The sequence below is a fragment of the Microbacterium sp. NPDC057944 genome (genome assembly GCF_042887445.1).
GTDB classification, from domain to species: domain Bacteria; phylum Actinomycetota; class Actinomycetes; order Actinomycetales; family Microbacteriaceae; genus Microbacterium; species Microbacterium natoriense.
Genome location: NZ_JBHVPJ010000003.1, coordinates 107,994 through 123,594 on the forward strand (window position 1 = coordinate 107,994; position 15,601 = coordinate 123,594).

At 68.7% G+C, this 15,601-nt stretch carries 14 protein-coding genes; 8 read left to right on the plus strand and 6 right to left on the minus strand.

Features of this window, described 5'->3' with window-relative positions; translation table 11 throughout:
- The first annotated feature begins 99 nt into the window (after positions 1-99).
- The 6 genes from ACFVRO_RS17685 (at position 100) to ACFVRO_RS17710 (ending at position 5,659) form a co-directional block, all read left to right on the plus strand.
- Entirely contained in the window at positions 100-792 is a 693-nt protein-coding gene (locus ACFVRO_RS17685) for an NTP transferase domain-containing protein (protein WP_105675295.1), read from the plus strand.
- 84 nt (positions 793-876) lie between these two features.
- Complete coding sequence (locus ACFVRO_RS17690) at positions 877-1,866, plus strand: hypothetical protein (protein WP_386954776.1); 990 nt, start codon at positions 877-879, stop codon at positions 1,864-1,866.
- A gap of 77 nt (positions 1,867-1,943) precedes the next feature.
- The gene (locus ACFVRO_RS17695) at positions 1,944-2,246 is read left to right on the plus strand and encodes a hypothetical protein (protein WP_105675297.1); all 303 of its coding nucleotides are present in this window, start codon (positions 1,944-1,946) and stop codon (positions 2,244-2,246) included.
- Positions 2,247-2,392: 146 nt separating this feature from the next.
- Positions 2,393-3,754 (plus strand): sugar porter family MFS transporter, encoded by a 1,362-nt coding sequence (locus ACFVRO_RS17700; RefSeq protein ID WP_386954779.1) that lies wholly within the window; start codon positions 2,393-2,395, stop codon positions 3,752-3,754.
- A 94-nt stretch (positions 3,755-3,848) separates the two neighbouring features.
- Positions 3,849-5,438, plus strand: coding sequence for an acyl-CoA carboxylase subunit beta (locus ACFVRO_RS17705; RefSeq protein WP_181155916.1), 1,590 nt, complete (start codon positions 3,849-3,851; stop codon positions 5,436-5,438).
- Complete coding sequence (locus ACFVRO_RS17710) at positions 5,438-5,659, plus strand: acyl-CoA carboxylase subunit epsilon (RefSeq protein ID WP_386954782.1); 222 nt, start codon at positions 5,438-5,440, stop codon at positions 5,657-5,659. The genes ACFVRO_RS17705 and ACFVRO_RS17710 overlap by 1 nt, the downstream gene beginning before the upstream one ends.
- 209 nt (positions 5,660-5,868) lie before the next feature.
- Here ACFVRO_RS17710 and ACFVRO_RS17715 read toward each other — a convergent pair whose 3' ends face one another.
- The 5 genes from ACFVRO_RS17715 to ACFVRO_RS17735 all read right to left on the minus strand — a co-directional run bounded on the left by ACFVRO_RS17715 (position 5,869) and on the right by ACFVRO_RS17735 (position 11,536).
- Complete coding sequence (locus ACFVRO_RS17715) at positions 5,869-7,068, minus strand: ROK family transcriptional regulator (RefSeq protein WP_386954785.1); 1,200 nt, start codon at positions 7,066-7,068, stop codon at positions 5,869-5,871.
- A 302-nt stretch (positions 7,069-7,370) separates the two neighbouring features.
- Entirely contained in the window at positions 7,371-8,381 is a 1,011-nt protein-coding gene (locus ACFVRO_RS17720; protein WP_223586168.1) for a hypothetical protein, read from the minus strand.
- Positions 8,378-9,613, minus strand: a complete 1,236-nt coding sequence (locus tag ACFVRO_RS17725; protein WP_386954788.1) for a sensor histidine kinase — start codon at positions 9,611-9,613, stop codon at positions 8,378-8,380. The genes ACFVRO_RS17720 and ACFVRO_RS17725 overlap by 4 nt, the downstream gene beginning before the upstream one ends.
- Positions 9,603-10,265: a response regulator gene (locus tag ACFVRO_RS17730; protein WP_386954791.1), complete on the minus strand. Its 663-nt coding sequence runs from the start codon at positions 10,263-10,265 to the stop codon at positions 9,603-9,605. The genes ACFVRO_RS17725 and ACFVRO_RS17730 overlap by 11 nt, the downstream gene beginning before the upstream one ends.
- Before the next feature lie 44 nt (positions 10,266-10,309).
- A complete protein-coding gene (locus ACFVRO_RS17735) occupies positions 10,310-11,536 on the minus strand; it encodes a class I SAM-dependent RNA methyltransferase (protein WP_386954794.1) in 1,227 nt (408 codons plus the stop codon).
- A 23-nt stretch (positions 11,537-11,559) separates the two neighbouring features.
- Between ACFVRO_RS17735 and ACFVRO_RS17740 the strand changes: the two genes are divergently transcribed.
- Entirely contained in the window at positions 11,560-12,198 is a 639-nt protein-coding gene (locus tag ACFVRO_RS17740) for a Maf family protein (protein ID WP_386955211.1), read from the plus strand.
- Positions 12,199-12,275: 77 nt separating this feature from the next.
- On the plus strand, positions 12,276-14,042 hold the full coding sequence (locus ACFVRO_RS17745; RefSeq protein WP_105675316.1) for a biotin carboxylase N-terminal domain-containing protein: 1,767 nt from the start codon (positions 12,276-12,278) through the stop codon (positions 14,040-14,042).
- A 65-nt stretch (positions 14,043-14,107) separates the two neighbouring features.
- Here the strand turns inward: ACFVRO_RS17745 and ACFVRO_RS17750 are convergent, their stop codons facing one another.
- Positions 14,108-15,562, minus strand: a complete 1,455-nt coding sequence (locus tag ACFVRO_RS17750; protein ID WP_386954797.1) for an NAD(P)H-quinone dehydrogenase — start codon at positions 15,560-15,562, stop codon at positions 14,108-14,110.
- Positions 15,563-15,601 lie beyond the last annotated feature (39 nt).

Here is a 15,601-nt window from a genome sequence, read left to right on the forward strand (position 1 = left end):
CCCCGGGGCTTCCCAGCCCGAATCGCTACCATGAACTCGGCACGAAGAAGTGTCTGGTCGGTGAACCGACCGTGAACACACTTTCCTTTAGGAGCACTCGTGACTCTTCAGACCGTCATCCTCGCCGCAGGCATGGGCTCGCGCCTCGGCCGTGCACTGCCGAAGCCGCTCACCGAGCTGAGCGACGGCCGCACGATCATGCGCCAGCAGCACGACAACATCCGCGCGGCCTTCGGCTCCGACGCTCGCATCACCACGGTGGTGGGCTATCGCGCCGAGACCGTCATCGAGGCGTTCCCCCACGTCAACTACGTCCACAACGAGCGCTACGACGAGACCAACACGTCGAAGAGCCTGCTGCGCGCACTCGGAGCGACGGGCAAGTCCGGCGTGCTGTGGATGAACGGCGACGTCGTCTTCGACCCGATGATCCTCGGCCGCGCCGCCGCGTACATCGAACGCGACCAGTCGTTCGTCACGGTCAACACCTCCAAGGTCAGCGACGAAGAGGTGAAGTACACGGTCACCGCCGAGGGCTTCATCAAGGAGCTGTCCAAGACCGTCAAGGGCGGTCTCGGCGAGGCCGTCGGCATCAACTACATCTCCTCCGCTCACAAGAAGGCCTTCATGCGCCAGCTGCAGCGCGTCGAGGACCAGGACTACTTCGAGCGCGGCCTCGAACTCGCGATCGCCGAAGACGGCATCCTGCTCGAGCCGATGGACGTCTCCGACCTGTACGCGGTCGAGGTCGACTTCGCAGAAGACCTCGAGCGGGCGAACCTCTTCGTCTGATCCGCTGCTGCTTCGCCCGAATGCCCGCCCCTCCGGGGGCGGGCATTCGGCGTTTTCGCGGGTGCGCTCCCTAGTATCTGAGTCATGGGGACGAAGGTGCAGAAGATCCATTCCCTCCCTGACGGCTCGCCGTGGGACAAGGGAGTACCGCCGACCGGTTCGGACGAGCATCCGTTCGCGATCCGCGGCCTCGATCGCGTGCTGTCGATCCAGCGGCCTCTCGTGCTCGCGCACATCCGGAGCATCCGTCTTCGGCACCCGCACGCGACGCCGGCGGAGATCATCCGCATCCTCGAGATGCGATACCTCGCTGCCGTGACGACCGGCGGCGCCGCCGTGGGGGCGACGGCTGTGATACCCGGCATCGGAACAGGTGTCACGCTCGCGCTCTCCGGGGTCGAGACGCTGGGCTTCGTCGAGTCGACCGCACTCTTCGCTCAGTCCGTCGCGGAGGTGCACGGCATCGCCGTCTCGAATCCCGATCGTGCGCGAGCTCTGGTCATGACTCTGATGCTCGGCAAGGAGGGCGTCGCGCTGGTCGGCCAGCTCGCCGGACAGGCAGCCGGGCGCGGAGGCACCAGAACGGCCTATTGGGGCGAGCTCGTGACGAAGTCACTCCCCCGCGCCGCCGTCGGGCCCATGGTCGATCAGCTCAAGAGCATGTTCGTCAAGCAGTTCGCAGCGAAGGGCGGTGCGTCGTTCATCGGAAAGGCACTGCCGTTCGGTGTCGGCGCGGTCATCGGCGGCACCGGCAACCACATTCTCGGCAGGAGGGTGCTGACCACTTCGCACCGCGCTTTCGGCGTTGCTCCTGTCGGACTGCCGCTCGAGTTGGAACCGGTGGACGGCGCGGAGAAGCTCGAGCTGCGGATGCTGCACGGCGCGCAGTTCGTCGGCGGCGCTGTCGCGAGCGCGGCCGGCACGGCTGCACGCGGAGTGACATGGGCTGGCCGCAAGGCGCTCTCCGTCGGTCGACGCCCGACGTCGGACGCAGCGGAGGTGGAGAGCCTCGGTTCACACGCCCTGCCCGATGACCTCGGAACCGATTCATCGTCCACAGCGACCGATCGCTGATCCGTTCTCCACAGATCCGTCGGGCTCGGGTCCGACGCGGGGACAGAAGGTCGGCGGCCGCTCCTAGCGTGACCCGCATGCCGAGACCCGCTGTCCCTTCCTTCGTTCCGTTCCCCTCCGCGTACCGCGTTCCCTGGCACGTCTCGCGTGCGGATCCCGCCCACCCCCTCGTGATCAACCACGCGGCAGAACCCGCCGACTTCGTGCGAGTGTTCCGCGATGACGGCGGTCGGGATCGCACACAGCTGTGGGGGCAGGTCCTCCCCGCCGAGCAGATCGAGGTGTGCCTGTGCGCGGCTGACCTCGACGAGGTGATCGTGACCGTAGCCTGGTTCCGTCAGGCAGACGGGTTGGAGTACGTGTGGAGGTTCGTCGCATGACGACGATCAACCACGCGTCCGATCCGTCGGCATCGGTCCGAGTTGACACGAAACCGTCGCGAGGGCCATTCTCACCACACAGGCCGCATCTGATGCATCGGCCGAAGGAAGGCAGCGAGATGCACGCACTCACGGAGACGCCGAGGTTGACGCGTCTCGCAATCATGATCGGCGTCGCGGCCGCAACCGTCGGGATCATCTACGGCTACGACTCGTCGAACATCGGTGGAGCGCTCATCTACCTCACCGCGGAGTTCAGACTCGACGCCGCAGGACAGGGCCTTCTGGCCACCACGGTGGTCGTGGGAGAGATCGCCGGCGCGCTCTTCGGCGGCGCGCTGGCGAACCGCATCGGCCGGAAGCCGACGATGGTCCTGGTCGCATCGACCTTCACCCTCTTCTCACTGCTGAGCGGCATCGCTCCGAGCCTGGAGTTCCTGATCGCGGCTCGCTTCCTCCTCGGACTCACGATCGGGGTCTCGGTCGTCGTCGTCCCGGTGTTCGTTGCGGAGTCCGCACCGACCCGCTCACGAGGCGCCTTCCTCGTGCTGTATCAGGTGGCGACGGTGTCGGGCATCGTCCTCGGCTACCTCATCGCCATGGCGCTCGCGCCGACCGGGAGCTGGCGATGGATGCTGGGACTCGCCGCCGTTCCGGGAATCATCATCACCGTGCTGCTCCTGCGCCTCCCCGACACGGCGCGCTGGTACATCATGAAGGGGCGCACGGCCGAGGCGAGAAAGGCCCTCACGCAGATCGAGGGCGACGCGATCGACATCGATGCCGAGATCGAGACCATCACCGCGGGATTCGCCACCGCCCACACCTCCGGCTGGCTCGACCTGCTGCGACCGCCCTTCCTTCGCGCCACGCTCTTCGTGGTCGGACTCGGGTTCTTCGTGCAAGCGACCGGCATCAACGCGATCGTCTATTACAGCCCGAGCATCTTCAAGTCGATGGGCTACACCGACCATGTGACCCAGCTCGGGCTCAGTGCCCTCGTCCAGGTCGCCGGTCTCATCGCGGTCTTCATCGCTCTGCTCGTGATCGACCGCATGGGGCGCCGCCCTGTGCTCCTCATCGGCATCGGAACGATGATCGCGGCGAACGCCCTCCTCGTCGGCGTGTTCCTCGTCGGCGGCGGGACGTTCGACGGAGCGCTCACCGTGCTGGGCTTCATCGGGCTGATCCTCTTCACCGCCGGTTTCACCTTCGGCTTCGGATCCCTCGTGTGGGTGTACGCCGGAGAGGCCATGCCCGCGCATCTGCGTGCTCTCGGCGCGACCGTCATGCTCACGGCCGACCTCGTCGCGAACGTCATCGTGGGACTCGTCTTCCCCTCTCTCCTTCAGTCGGCGGGCGGTGCGGGCACGTTCGCGATCTTCGGCGTGATCGCAGTGCTCGCCTTCGGATTCGTCACCTGGCTGGCACCGGAGACCAAGGGACGCCCACTGGAGGACATCGGCCGGTTCTGGGAGAACGGCGGGTCCTGGACGGCGAAGAGATGAGCCGGATCCTTCGACGGGAGTCGCCAAAGGATCCGGCGCCCCGTTGTGGCGAGCATCCAACGGACATGCCCGCCCCGACGCTAGGGTGGAAATCGTGACGGAAAAGCCCGAACTCTTGACCACCGCCGGCCGCATCGCAGACCTTCGCGCGCGCTACAACGAAGCCGTTGTCGACGCTGAGAAGGTCGCGCAGGAGAAGCAGCACGCGAAGGGCAAGATGACCGCCCGCGAGCGCATCGAGCTCCTCGTCGACCCCGGCAGCTTCGTCGAATTCGACGAGTACGTGCGCCACCGCACGACCGCGTTCGGCATGGACCGCAACCGCCCGTACGGCGATTCCGTCGTCACCGGCGTCGGCACGATCCACGGACGCACCGTCGCGGTCTACTCGCAGGACTTCACGACCTTCGGCGGATCGCTCGGCGAGGTCTCCGGCGACAAGATCATCAAGATCATGGAGTTCGCCCTCACCGGAGGCATGCCCATCATCGGCATCCTCGACTCCGGCGGCGCGCGCATCCAAGAGGGCGTGCTCGCCCTCAGCAAGTACGGCGAGATCTTCCGCCTGAACACCCGCTCCTCCGGTGTCATCCCGCAGATCTCGATCATCATGGGGCCGGCAGCCGGCGGCGCGGTGTACGGACCCGCGCTCACCGACTTCGTCATCATGGTCGACAAGACCAGCCAGATGTTCGTGACCGGCCCCGACGTCATCAAGACCGTCACCGGCGAGGACGTGGGCATGGAGGAGCTCGGCGGTGCGCTGACGCACAACACCCGCTCCGGCGTCGCTCACTACCTCGCAGAGGACGAAGACGACGCGATCGACTACGCGCGCACGCTGCTCGGCTTCCTTCCCGACAACAACATGGCGGAGATCCCGGGGTACGAGAGCGGCTTCGAGTGGGAGACCACGGATGCCGACCGCACGCTGAACACGATCATCCCCGACTCCGCGAACCAGCCCTACGACATCCACACCGTCATCGAGCACGTCGTCGACAACGGCGACTTCATCGAGGTCCAGCCGCTGTTCGCCCCGAACATCGTGATCGGCTTCGGCCGCGTGGAGGGCCGCTCCGTCGGCATCATCGCCAACCAGCCGTCGCAGATGGCCGGAACGCTGAACATCGAGGCCGGCGAGAAGGCCAGCCGGTTCGTCCGCTTCTGCGATGCGTTCTCGATCCCGATCGTGACGCTCGTCGACGTGCCCGGCTACCTGCCGGGCACCGATCAGGAGTGGACGGGCGTCATCCGACGTGGTGCGAAGCTCATCTACGCCTACGCCGAGGCGACGGTGCCGCTGGTCACCGTGATCCTGCGCAAGGCCTACGGAGGCGCGTACATCGTGATGGGCTCGAAGCAGCTCGGTGCCGATGTGAACCTCGCCTGGCCGACGGCCGAGATCGCGGTCATGGGCGGCCAGGGCGCCGTGAACATCCTGTACCGCGGCGAGATCAAGAAGGCCGAAGAGGCCGGCGAAGACGTCGCAGCCGTGCGCACGCGCCTCGCGAACGAGTACACGTACAGCGTCACGAGCCCGTTCCTCGCTGCGGAACGCGGAGAGATCGACGGCATCATCGAGCCCGCGAACACGCGCGTCTCGATCGCGAAGGCCCTGCGAGCGCTCCGGGGCAAGCGTGCGGAGCTGCCCCCGAAGAAGCACGGGAACATCCCGCTGTGATGGACTCGTCAGAATCCCTGCCGCCGACCGTCGAGATCACGCACGGCACGGCGACCGAGGAAGAGCTCGCCGCCCTGATCGCGGTCGTCAGCGACGCCTACGCACGCGAAGAGGAAGCCGCGGTCGCGGCGGAGACCCGCGTCTCTGCCTGGTCACGCACCCAGCGATCGCTGCGCACGCCGTTGCGCCGCGACATCCCGTGGGGGCGCTTCTCGGGGTGATCCCGCGGTCCCGTGCGCGATACTCCGCGGCCGCGTGAGAGAGTCTGCGGATCCGTGGGCCCCCCAGCCCACGGATCGCGCAGACACACTTTCGCCGAATCGACAGCGGAATCAGATACCGCGGTCTCCCCAGATCGGCGTACACGCAATAATACATCGATTAGAGTTATTGGTGTCAAGAGGGCGCGCCGAAATCCTCGCGCCGGAGGTCACTCCTCCAGGTAGAGGTCGGACGCCCGCGGGGTGAGTACCGAGTCGAGCACGACGCATGCCGCACCGACCGCGCCGACGTCATCGCCGACCACCGTGCCGTCCACGGGGAGCGCGTGCACGGCTCTCGTGGCGCTGAGCCTGTCCAGGAGCGTCGGGATCTCGGCGAGGTACACCTCGGCCAGGCGAGACCAGAACGGGCCTCCCAGCACGACCCTGTCGACGTCGAGGACATTGGTCAGGGCCGCGATCAGCACCGTCAGATGCTCGGCTGCACGACGCAGCACCTGCAGAGCGGGCTCGTCACCGGAGGCAGCCCGCTCGCACAGCAGCGTGAAGCGCGCCTCGACGGCCTCGACATCGCTGCCCTCCCGGTCGTCGACGAAGACTCCGGCGCGCTCGGCCTGCTCGACGATCGCCTGCGGGGTGCACACCACCTCGACGCACCCGCGCATCCCGCACAGGCAGGACGGTCCGTCGGGGTCGACGATGATGTGCCCGATCTCGCCGAAGTTCCGCGTCGAGCCGCGCGCGGGGTCCCCGTCGCGCACCAGGGCCGCTCCGATCCCCGTTCCGAGGTACACGAACAGGAACGAGTCGTCGGCGGGCCCGTGGCCGGTCCACAGCTCCCCCACCGCGGCCGCCGTCGTGTCCTTCTCCAGAGTCACGTCGAATCCGGTCGCCTCCGCCAGGACGGCTCGCAGCGGGACCCGGTGCCATCCGTGCAGTTTCGGAGGATCGATGACGGTGCCCTTGGCGGCATCCAGCGGCCCAGGCGCCGCCACGCCGATGCCTGCGACATCGTCGCGAGCCACACCGGCATCGGCGATCAGCATGTCCACGGCCTGCGCCATGACATCGACGATCCGTCGCGGATCCTTCGCGGGCGTCCGGACGACCCGGCGGCGCACGACCGATCCGGTGAGATCGAGGAGCACGAAGGTGATCACGGCCGGATCCAGGTGGATGCCGATCGAGAAGCGGCTGTCCGCGACCAGCCGCAGGGTGATCCGTGGCTTCCCTGGCCCGTTGATCGTGCGCCCTGCCTCGGTGATCAGACCGTCCTCGAGCAGTCGCCGCGTGATGTTCGTCACCGTCTGCGCCGAGAGGCCCGTGGCGTCGGCGAGCTCGATCCTGCTGAGCCCCTCACCGGAACGACGAATCGCCTCCAGGATCACGGACTGATTGAAGTCACCCATGCGGGGGAGATTCGTACCTCGGCGTATGCCCATCGTCCTATCCTTCCGCATCCGCCGCCGATTCGTGTCCCCCAAAATACCTACAGACAACGTTTCCCCGAAGGGAGAGACTTAGGGGGACGCTTCGCGTTCGGCTGGTCTCTCTGTCCCAGGGTAGACAGACGATGATCGGCCACCAGCGGACAGTTTTCGGGTAACTGGGCCGCAACGGCGAGGGGCGGGCGGCTTCGCCGCCCCTCGCCCATTCTCTTCTCTCTCGGCTCTGACCCCCTCCCCCGATCAGAGCCGAGATGGGGGCGCCGCTATCGCGCCGCCGGGTCTCGCGGGATCTCGTGCCAGAGATCGACGGAGTCGTCGTCGCTCGACGAGCCTGCGCTGGCACGGCCCACGACCGTCACCGCGACTCTCTCGTCGCGTGCGGCGCGGACGATGACACGATCGGCATGAGCATCCGCGAGCACCCTGGCGAGCTCATCGCGGATCTCGGCGCGACGCTCCTCCCCGATCTCGTCGAGACCGCCCTCGTCGAACACCGTCACCGCGACGCCTCGGCGCCGAGCGTCCGCGATCGCGTCGCGCACCGCGTCGTTCAGCAGATCCGCCCCTCGGAGCTCATCCCGGAGCCGCCCTTCGGCCAGCCTCGCCTCGAGGCGTTCCTCCTCCGTGAGGTCGCCGTGCGCGGCCACCGTGCGGCTGAGCACGGGACCGGCGACGGCCAGAGCGAACTGGGTGCGAAGCCGCCGTTCGCGCTGACGGACCTGCTGGGTCGCATGCCATGCGGAAACGGCCTGCTGGATGTCGGCCAGTCTCTCGGTGTCGCGGATCGCCCGATCCCAGAACAGCACGAGGAGCCGCGCCACGACGACCCACATGATCGACCCGACGAGCCCCAGGGAGAGCGAGACGAGCAGACCCAGATGGATCGACGAGACCACGACGAGCCCCAGCAGCGTGATCCATCCGATGAGGAAGCGTCGACGGACGATGCAGACGACGCCGAGCAGCCCGATGCCGCCGATGTACCACGTCGCGAACGGGGCCGTGCGGTAGGCGGCGTCCAGCGAATGGGTCGCGAGGCTCGGGATCAGGAAGCTCGACACCGCCGCGGAGACACCCGCCCAGAGCGGCATCCGCACGGTCGTGGCCGAACCCCAGAGGATCGCGATGTTCACGACGACGAGGTACACCGCGATCGCGGCGACCATCAGCAGGGGCGCGCTGGGCTGCTCGATCCACCACACTCCCCTGGCAGCGAAGTACATTGCGAAGCCGACGGCGAGCAGCGTCGCCACACTGCGCACTGTGCGGTTCATGAGCGCTCCCACCCGAGCGTGACGACCGTGCCGGCCTCGCCGGAGTCGATCGACGCGGTTCCGGCGACGCCGGCCATGCGCGCGAGGATCGACGCGCGGATGCCGAGCCTGTCGGCCCCGATCGCCTCGATGTCGAACCCCGGGCCGCTGTCACTGATCGTGACCCGGATCCCCTCGTCCCCGCGCCCCTCGGCGATGATGTGCAGTCCCCTGCCGCCCGCGTGCGTGACGGAGTTGCCGAGCGCCTGCCTCGCGGCGAGGACGAGCGCCCGTGCCACACGCCCTGGAAGGAGCCCGATGCCGCCGCGCTCCTCGACGATCGCATCGGCGCCGAGCTCGGAGAGGGCTCTGCGCAGCTCAGCGACGATCTGCGCGACGGCGACCGGTTCGTCGCTGCCCTCCTGGGCGACGGCCGCCTCGGTGTTGGCGAGCCTCGTGAGCGCCTCCCGCGCCATGGCGACGGCGAGATCCTTGGCGCGATCCCCCTCCGCGCGCTCAGCGGCGATCAGTGCGGCCAGCACGCTGTCGTGCATGAGCGCGGACATCGCCACGCGCTCCTCCTCCGCCGCGGCTGCCGCTGCGGCTGCGGCATAGGCCGACACCGCCCGCCCGCGGACGTCGTCGACGCCGGAGGCCACCGAGCGGAACATCCAGCCGAGGGAGATGATCACGATGCCGAGGATCAGCGTGAACGACACGTCGAACGCGGTGGTCACCCAGAACTCCCGCGAGAACTCGCCCTGCACGAGGCGCACGTAGCCGTAGACGAACGGCATCCCCGCGGCCCAGGTGAACTGGAGCCAGAGCGGGAACGCGAGCATCGCCGCCACCACCCCGACGTTGACGAGGAAGAAGATCCACGGCTGCTCCGCGGCGACCTTGATCCGCTGATCGACGACCACGGGCCAGACGGCGAGCGCGAGCACGTAGGCGACCGCGAAGATGCCCGATGTCGTGCGGACTCCGCGTCCGATCAGACAGGCGATCAGCATCGCGATGAGTGGCACGAAGACCACCAGCAGCATCGCCACCTGCGGAGCGTCCGGGAGGGACAGCGATGCGAGCGCGGCGATCAGTGCCTGCACGCCCAGTGCGGCGGAGCCGATCGCGGCCACGGTCGCGAGGATGCGCTCCATGCGCTTGCCCGTGAACCTCTCGAAGCCGGTCTCGGCCCCGCCGGGAGAAGGGATCTTGCTCCAGGCTTCGCGAATGCTGAGCGTGTCAGCCGGCACTCGGCGCACCGCCGGCGGCCACGATTCCGTCCTCCATCGCGCGCCGGAGCAGATCGACCTTCGTCGAAGCCGGGCGCCCGACGCTGACGTACTTCACGCGGATGCGCGAGATGTTCTCCTTCGCGGTGGAGTACGCGACGCCCAGCCGTTCAGCGACCGCCTTGAGCGGCAGACCGGTGGCGTACAGGCGCAGCACCTCGCGCTCTCTGGAGGAGAGCTGCGCGTCGGCGAAGTCCCTGTCCCCGTCGACCGCACTCGCCCACTCGACGTTGTTGAGCGCTTCGCCCTGTGCCACCGTGCGGATCGCGTCGAGGACGTCGTCGAGCGCGGAGGACTTGCTCACCACTCCCGCAGCTCCGGCGGAGAGCGCTTCCCGCACAGCCGCGGGCCGATCGGCGACGCTGTGGATGACCACGCTCGCGCCGTCGTTGACGACCGCCGTGACGTTCTCGGTCACGGTCGTGCCGTCTCCGAGGGTGAGATCGAGCACGACGACATCCGCCGGCGCCTCCCCTGAAGCCGCACGCCAGTCGAGGTACGAGGCGACCGTGCTGCCGGAGAAGACCACCGTCTGCTCGCCGTCACGCGCGCACGCCGCCTCGAGTCCGAGGCGGACGGACTCGTGATCATCGATGAGTGCGACCCTGCTCATCCGTCCAGCCTACTGAGTTTGTCCAGATGCTTTACGGTCTCGTGTCACCGAGTGAGAAGAGCGACCACCTCGAAGTGGTGGGAATGGGGGAAGAGATCGAAGGCGCGCAGCGTGGAGACGGTCCATCCGTGACCCCGGAACGTGCCGAGATCCCGCGAGAGGGCGACCGGATCGCATGCGACGTAGGCGATGGCGTCGGGCGCCAGCGCGTGCAGCGCGTCGACGACCGCCCTGCCCGCACCAGCGCGCGGCGGGTCGAGCACGACGGCGCCCGCGTTCGCGTTGGAGGGGAGCGACGCCAGGTAGCGGTCGACTCGGGCGGTGACGGCCGTGGCGTCGATGCTCGAGAGGTTCTCGCTGGCGTGAGCGGTGGCCCTCTTGCTCGATTCGACGGTGACGACGTCGGTGGCGCCGAGATCGCCCAGGGTCGCCGCGAACAGCCCGACTCCCCCGTAGAGGTCGTAGTGCGTTGATGCCTCGTCGACGTGTCCGTCGAGCACTCCGTAGACGGCAGCGTCGAGCACGGACGCGGCACGCGGATGCACCTGCCAGAAGCCGCCTGCGTCGACCTGGAAGCGACGGTCGCCGACCGTCTCGTAGACGACCTCGGGGTCGCGGCGGCGTCCGCGCTGCGGCATCCGCCCCGAGTCCTCGTGGCGGATAATCCGCACCCGCCCGTCACCGGGCTCGACGAGATCGATGCGGCCGGGCTTGCCGCCCTGGAGCGCGAGAGCGGCCTGGGCGACCGCCGGCCGCGCAAGGGGGTGGGATGCCACGGGGATCACACGGTGACTGCGTGCGGCGTAGGGGCCGACGATGCCGTCGTCGTCGACGTGCAGGCTCACCCGCGTGCGCCATCCGGTGCCGTCGCCGGAGTCGACGGCCTCGATCTCGGGCGCCTCAATGCCACCGCCCGCGAACCGGTCGAGCGCCTCGGCGAGAACCTGCTTCTTCAGGGTCCGCTGGTGCGGCAGGGCGATGTGGCCGAGGTCCGCGCCGCCTGCACGGTCGTCGGGGTCGCGCGAGACGTCGGCCTCCGCCCACACGTGCGGTCGGCGATGCTCCGACGGCTCCAGAACCTCGACCGTCTCCGCGCGCCAGAAGCTGCGCGACTCATCGGTCGACGAGGGGTCGAGCCGCGCCCGCACCCGCTCGCCGGGGATCGCATCGGAGACGAACACGACGCGGCCCTCGTGGCGGGCGATGAAGGTGCCGCCGTGAGCGATCCCCGTGATGTCGAGATCGAGCAGCGGTCCTGCGGAAGAAGTCATTCTTCGAGGATACGGTGGTGGACATGCGCGTCTGCCTCGCTTCCACCTCCCCCGCCCGCCTCATGCTGCTGCGTCAGGCGGGTATCGAGCCGCTCACCCTGTCTCCCGACGTGGACGAGGACGCGGTCGCGGCAGCGGCAGCCGCCGAGCGCGGTGCGGAGCTGCCTCCGGCAGAGCTCGTGCTCCTCCTCGCCAGGGCGAAGGCCGCGGACGTCGCGCACCGGCTCGCCGCCGAGGGCGGGTTCGACGGGCTCGTGATCGGCGGGGACTCTATGTTCGCGCTCGGCGGGCGCGTCTACGGCAAGCCCTACACGGCGGAGGAGGCGACCAGGCGCTGGCGGGAGATGCGCGGCGCCACCGGCATCCTGCACTCCGGTCACTCCGTGTACCGGGTCTCTCCCGGCGTGGCGCCGACGGAGGCGACGGCGGTCGCCGAGGCGTCCGTGACCTTCGCCGACGACATCACCGATGCCGAGATCGCGGACTATGTGGCGACGGGAGAGCCCCTCCACGTCGCGGGCGCGTTCACCGTCGACAGCCTGGGCGGTGCGTTCATCACCCGCGTCGACGGCGACCCGTCGACCGTGGTCGGCATGTCGCTGTCGACCACGCGACGCCTCGCCGCCGAGCTGGGCGTGCCGTGGACCTCGCTGTGGTCGTAGCACCCCGACACGTTTCTCGTCTTTTCTTGTGGAGAGTCGTCAAATAGATCGGCGGGCTTCTCGCTAGGCTGGCAAGCATGCCTGATATCGCCAAGGTTCTCATCGCCAACCGCGGCGAGATCGCCGTACGCATCATCCGCGCCGCACGCGACTCCGGTATCGCCTCGGTCGCCGTCTACGCCGACCAGGATCGGGATGCTCTGCACACGCGGCTCGCCGACGAGGCCTACGCCCTCGGCGGAGCCACCAGCGCCGAGACGTACCTGCAGATCGAGAAGATCCTGTCGATCGCGCGCCGTGCCGGAGCGGATGCCGTGCACCCCGGCTACGGCTTCCTCGCCGAGAACGCCGAGTTCGCGCGCGCCGTCATCGGCGCGGGAATGACCTGGATCGGCCCGTCCCCCGAGGCCATCGAGGCACTCGGCGACAAGGTCACCGCACGTCACGTCGCCGAGAAGGTGGGCGCACCGCTCGCCCCCGGCACGCCCGGTCCGGTGTCCGGCGCCGACGAGGTCATCGCGTTCGCGCAGGAGTTCGGTCTCCCCATCGCCATCAAGGCGGCCTACGGAGGCGGCGGACGCGGCCTCAAGGTCGCCCGTGAGCTCGACGAGGTCGCCGAGCTCTTCGAGTCCGCGACGCGCGAGGCGGTCACCGCCTTCGGCCGCGGCGAGTGCTTCGTCGAGAAGTACCTCGACAAGCCGCGTCACGTCGAGACACAGTGCCTCGCGGATGCCGAGGGCAACGTCGTGGTCATCTCGACTCGCGACTGCTCGCTGCAGCGCCGCCACCAGAAACTCGTCGAGGAGGCGCCGGCCCCGTTCCTCACCGAGGAGCAGAATCGCCAGCTGTATGCGTCGTCGAAGGCGATCCTCAAGGAGGTCGGCTACGTCGGCGCCGGCACGTGCGAGTTCCTCATCGGCGCCGACGGCACCGTGTCGTTCCTCGAGGTGAACACACGCCTGCAGGTCGAGCACCCCGTGTCCGAGGAGGTCACCGGCATCGACCTGGTGCGCGAGCAGTTCCGCATCGCCGCCGGCGGCACCATCGACTACGACGATCCCGAGCCCCAGGGCCACTCGATCGAGTTCCGCATCAACGGCGAGGACCCCGGTCGCGGGTTCCTGCCCCAGCCGGGCCCGATCCACGTCTTCAAGACGTTCGGCGGCCCCGGCATCCGCCTCGACTCCGGCGTCACCGCCGGAGACTCGGTCTCCGGCGCCTTCGACTCGCTCCTCGCGAAGATCATCGTCACCGGCAAGGACCGCGCCGAGGCTCTCGAGCGCTCGCGCCGCGCTCTCGACGAGTTCGAGGTCGCTGGCCTTCCCACGGTCCTCCCGTTCCACCGCAAGGTCGTGAACGACCCGGCCTTCACCGCGGAGGACGGCGTCTTCGGCGTGTACACGCGCTGGATCGAGACCGAGTTCGTGAACGACATCCCCGCCTGGGACGGCGAGCTGGAGCCGCTGGCCGAGACCAGCGGGCGCCACACGGTCGTCGTCGAGGTCGGGGGCAAGCGCCTCGAAGTCAGCCTCCCCGACCGTGTCGCCGCCGCCGTGGGCACGGCAGGGCGCCCCGCGGCCGTTCCGCCGTCGCGCCGCAGCCACTCCACGACCGTCAACGCGGGCGCATCCGGCGACGCGGTGAAGTCCCCGATGCAGGCCACAGTGGTCAAGATCGCGGTCGAGGAGGGGCAGCAGGTCGTCAAGGGCGATCTCGTCGTCGTCCTCGAGGCGATGAAGATGGAGCAGCCCCTGCAGGCCCACAAGGACGGCGTCGTCGGCAACATCAACGCGGATGCCGGCGCCACGGTCTCCGCAGGACACCAGCTGCTCACGATCAGCTGAGCCGCCGGTACGGAAAAGGCGCCCCGCTCCGGCGGGGCGCCTTTTCCGTACCGTCGTCGGTCCGCTCAGGTGATGTTCGCGTTGACCAGGTGCATCGCGCGGCTCGCGTCGGTGATGCTGCTGGACAGCGAGGGGTAGGCCGCGAAGACGCGCGAGACCTGGTCGACCGTCAGGCGACGCTCGACGGCGACCGCGATCGGGTAGATCAGCTCTGAGGCCTTCGGGGCGACGATCACGCCGCCGATGACGGTGCCGGATCCCTTGCGCGCGATCAGCTTGACGAAGCCGTCCTTGATGCCCATCATCTTCGCCCGGGGGTTCGCGGCGAGCGGCAGCTTGTAGACGAGGCCGTCGGCGACGCCGTCCTCCACGTCCTTCTCCGAGAACCCGACCGTCGCGATCTCCGGCGCCGTGAAGATGTTCGAGGTGATCTTGATCTGCTCGAGCGGGATGACGATGTCTCCGAGCGCGTGGAACACCGCCGTGCGGCCCTGCATGGAGGCGACGGATGCCAGCGGGAAGAAGTTCGTGCAGTCGCCGACCGCGTAGATGTTGGGCACGGACGTGCGCGCCACCTTGTTGACCCGGACGTGACCGGACTCGGTGAGCTCGACCCCCGCGTCCTCCAGCCCGATGCCCGCGGTGTTGGGGATCGAGCCGACCGCCATCAGGCAGTGGCTGCCGTCGACCGTGCGGCCGTCGGAGAGCGTGACCGTCACGCCGTCCTTCGTGACCTCGACGCGGTCGGCACGCGCCTTGGAGAGCACCTGCATCCCCCCGCGCTTGAAGACCTTCTCCAGGACGCGCGCCGCATCCTGGTCCTCACCGGGGAGCACCTGCTCGCGGCTGGAGACGAGCGTCACCTTCGCGCCGAGGTTCATGTATGCCGAGGCGAACTCCGCCCCGGTCACACCGGAGCCGACCACGATGAGGTGCTCGGGGAGCGCCTTCATGTCGTACAGCTGAGTCCACGTGAGGATCCGCTTGCCGTCGGGCTTCGCCGAGTCCAGCTCGCGGGGAGAGGCGCCGACCGCCACCACGATGGTGTCGGCCTCGACGCGGTCGAAGTCGGTCCCGCCCTGACCGGTGGAGACGACGATCGCGTTCGCCCCCTCGATGCGGCCGTGGCCGGAGAGGATGCGGACGCCCGCGTCCAGCAGGGTGGAGCGCATGTCCTCGGACTGCTGGCCGGCGAGGGCGATGAGCCGTTTGTTGACGGCGGCGAGGTTGATCGCGATCTCGGGCTTGAGCGGCTTGCCGTGCTCGCCCTTCGCGTAGAACTGCACGCCGAGGTCGCTGGCCTCGGAGATGGCGACGGCGGCGTCGGCCGTCGCGATCAGGCTCTTGGAGGGGACCACGTCCGTGAGGACGGCGGATCCTCCGACGCCGACGCGCTCGACCAGTGTCACCTCGGCTCCGAGCTGGGCGGCGGCGAGAGCCGCCTCGTAGCCGCCGGGACCGCCGCCGAGAACGGCGACGCGCTGAGTGCGCTCGAAAGTGGTGGAAGACATGGAATCCATTCTTCCGCAATCCTGGCGGGGAGCCCTCCACCTTCCTAG

What these genes read in the sequence shown, in the direction of transcription:
- ACFVRO_RS17730 (WP_386954791.1), bottom strand. Translation starts at nt 10,265, where the DNA reads ATGAGCAGGGTCGCACTCATCGATGATCACGAGTCCGTCCGCCTCGGA.
- ACFVRO_RS17750 (WP_386954797.1), bottom strand. Translation starts at nt 15,562, where the DNA reads ATGGATTCCATGTCTTCCACCACTTTCGAGCGCACTCAGCGCGTCGCC.
- ACFVRO_RS17720 (WP_223586168.1), bottom strand. Translation starts at nt 8,381, where the DNA reads ATGAACCGCACAGTGCGCAGTGTGGCGACGCTGCTCGCCGTCGGCTTC.
- ACFVRO_RS17695 (WP_105675297.1), top strand. Translation starts at nt 1,944, where the DNA reads ATGCCGAGACCCGCTGTCCCTTCCTTCGTTCCGTTCCCCTCCGCGTAC.
- ACFVRO_RS17745 (WP_105675316.1), top strand. Translation starts at nt 12,276, where the DNA reads ATGCCTGATATCGCCAAGGTTCTCATCGCCAACCGCGGCGAGATCGCC.
- ACFVRO_RS17715 (WP_386954785.1), bottom strand. Translation starts at nt 7,068, where the DNA reads ATGGGTGACTTCAATCAGTCCGTGATCCTGGAGGCGATTCGTCGTTCC.
- ACFVRO_RS17735 (WP_386954794.1), bottom strand. Translation starts at nt 11,536, where the DNA reads ATGACTTCTTCCGCAGGACCGCTGCTCGATCTCGACATCACGGGGATC.
- ACFVRO_RS17740 (WP_386955211.1), top strand. Translation starts at nt 11,560, where the DNA reads ATGCGCGTCTGCCTCGCTTCCACCTCCCCCGCCCGCCTCATGCTGCTG.
- ACFVRO_RS17710 (WP_386954782.1), top strand. Translation starts at nt 5,438, where the DNA reads ATGGACTCGTCAGAATCCCTGCCGCCGACCGTCGAGATCACGCACGGC.
- ACFVRO_RS17690 (WP_386954776.1), top strand. Translation starts at nt 877, where the DNA reads ATGGGGACGAAGGTGCAGAAGATCCATTCCCTCCCTGACGGCTCGCCG.